Origin of the sequence: Vibrio sp. 10N.261.52.A1, from assembly GCF_002876325.1 — a bacterium.
Taxonomy (GTDB): domain Bacteria; phylum Pseudomonadota; class Gammaproteobacteria; order Enterobacterales; family Vibrionaceae; genus Vibrio; species Vibrio chagasii.
The window spans coordinates 1-2,157 of sequence record NZ_MCYD01001151.1; the positions used below are offsets into that span (position 1 = coordinate 1).

2 protein-coding genes and 1 pseudogene are annotated in these 2,157 nt (G+C 41.0%); 1 reads left to right on the forward strand and 2 read right to left on the reverse strand.

Features of this window, described 5'->3' with window-relative positions:
* Together BCT81_RS24715 and BCT81_RS24720 are read right to left on the reverse strand one after the other, a co-directional pair.
* Positions 1–755: AraC family transcriptional regulator ligand-binding domain-containing protein (locus BCT81_RS24715; protein ID WP_102426176.1), on the reverse strand; the 755-nt coding region annotated here is incomplete at its 3' end.
* A gap of 254 nt (positions 756–1,009) precedes the next feature.
* The gene (locus BCT81_RS24720) at positions 1,010–1,723 is read right to left on the reverse strand and encodes an AraC family transcriptional regulator (RefSeq protein ID WP_102426177.1); all 714 of its coding nucleotides are present in this window, start codon (positions 1,721–1,723) and stop codon (positions 1,010–1,012) included.
* Between BCT81_RS24720 and BCT81_RS24725 the strand changes: the two are divergent.
* Positions 1,694–2,011 (forward strand): annotated as a pseudogene (locus BCT81_RS24725) (glutamine amidotransferase); the annotation flags it as partial. The gene BCT81_RS24720 and the pseudogene BCT81_RS24725 overlap by 30 nt on opposite strands.
* Between the last annotated feature and the right edge of the window lie 146 nt (positions 2,012–2,157).

Consider the following 2,157-nt stretch of genomic DNA (forward strand, 5'->3'; position numbering starts at 1 on the left):
ATGGTCCTGACTTGCTGTTGGAGAGGCTGGGTTTGCGTTAATGTCTCAAGGTGGCTTTGTGCGGTTTTTGCCATCATCGTTTTCAGATACTCACTACTTGTTGCAATGGGAAGGTTAAGCCATTTCGATTCAAATATCAGCTGGTGATAAGCACTATTAAATTCAATGGTTTCTCCAAAGACTGGTTGATATTTATCCACATGTAGCGGAGCTAAATACCCAAACTTAGCTTTGGTTAGCGGGAAAGGATGGGCACTCAGCATTCTTGCCCACATCACCACCGCACTCATGCTGCGTTCAATGGCGGCTCTAGGGTAATCATGGCGTGATTCAATGGAGAGGGTTAAGCGGCACTGCTGTCCATCGTCATCCACTTGCCAACACTCTGAAGAATTCATCAGAAAAATATTACTTTGGAACGTGTTGAATGCGTCTCTTAACGTCGCACATTGGCTCACCCAACTCGCGAGCACACCTTTTGATTCATGGGATATAGTTCGCCCAATGATGAGTCCAATTTCGGGCGATGGATGGTGCTGTTCGAGGAGTGACCATAAGGCAACCATTTGGCTTTCTGGAAGCCGATCCGATAGCGATAGATTAGCGCTATTTTTAATTGCCTCAAGGATTATACCGTCAAGGTGATTAGATGCTTCGACCTGTTTACGCAAAGCGGGAGGCAACAGTGAATAGGCATTTACTAAATCAATGACAGAGGCGAATGAAACAGATTTTTCGATAGTGTTACCTGCCATGAGCGTTATCAAAATGTTAATTCATAGCTAACTAATATCGCAATTTTCATCATCTATCAATCTAGAGTGCTTCTAAAAAGTGTTAAGTTCACAACATGATAGCTGATTGAGGTTATCAACCATTCTCTCAAAGATCGAACTATGTCCGATATTCAAGTTGGGCTAGGTGCGCATTTGCCCCACAAAAGGTTAGGTAAGAGTCACACCATCACAGGTGTCATTTGAGTTTGTAAAACAACGAATCAGAATACGTGCTAAAGGTTTGCTGTTCGATATTTTCTAGGTGTCTGATTAAACAATTTCTTAAATGCCTGTACATAAGCAGAATCAGAAGAATATCCCGATTCGATAGCAATTTCTTGAATGCTCATTTTCGAGCTTAACAACTGCAAAGATAAAACTAGCCTAATGTTTTGTCGCCATTGTGAAAAAGATTGAGAAAACTCTTTCGAGCATAATCGAGACAGCGTGCGTTCAGATGCACCGACTGTTGTCGCCCATTCTTTTAATGTAAACGGTAAATCAGGCTGTTTTTGAAGTTGTGCGAAAATAGAGAAAAGACGCTTATCGGTAGGAATAAGCAATGGTATTTCATAACTTTCTGAAACTTCGATTTGATCTCTCAAGACCATAAGTAAATGCATTATATTGGACTCAGATTGTGAGTGTGTGTTGCTTTCAAACAGAAGTTGTATCAACTCTTTGGTCAAAGAGTTTACCTGACAGGATTTAGGTTTGCTTCCATAGCGAAGATTTTTGTCTGGGTTGAGGTAAATAGCCAAAAATTGTGTATCTGTAATCGCAACGGATTTATGAACTGTATTTGCGGGAATATAGAGCAAGCCATTATGGGGCACTATCCCGCTTTTATCACCAATGTCTGATTGTAACAATCCCTGGCGTGGGAACACTATTTGGTGCCATGGGTGTGAGTGGAAATCATCAATATAGCCAGAGGCCATTGGCATAACGATATGCCTGGGCTGATACCAGGTGCCGAAATCATTGCGTATAGTAAAGGCTGCTCGAGACAAATTGTTGCTTATAGCGATTTGGTGTTTGGTTTTCAGTGTCATATGGAATTGACTAAAGAAGTCGTAGCGCTGCTCATCGAAAATACTGATCTTAGTAAGGCTGAGGACTTTCGTTTTGTTGAGAACCCTGAAGTATTACTGAGTCATGACTATGATGAGATGAACGAAAAACTACATGGTTTTTTAGATAAGCTGGAACGCTTGTATAAATCACTGAACTAATTGGTAATTGAGTGCCTTATGAAAATTTGTTGCAGTGTGTAGACCTTAATCAGGTAAGTGTGTTTATAAGTCATAACTTCATATCTTGAGGATGCGAATTAACCAGTCTTGACCTGTATAACGATGGAAAAGGGCGCCAGTAACGG

Bases quoted from the DNA above. Each gene is read 5' to 3' on its own strand.
- BCT81_RS24720 (WP_102426177.1), bottom strand. From the start codon at position 1,723: ATGCCAATGGCCTCTGGCTATATTGATGATTTCCACTCACACCCATGG.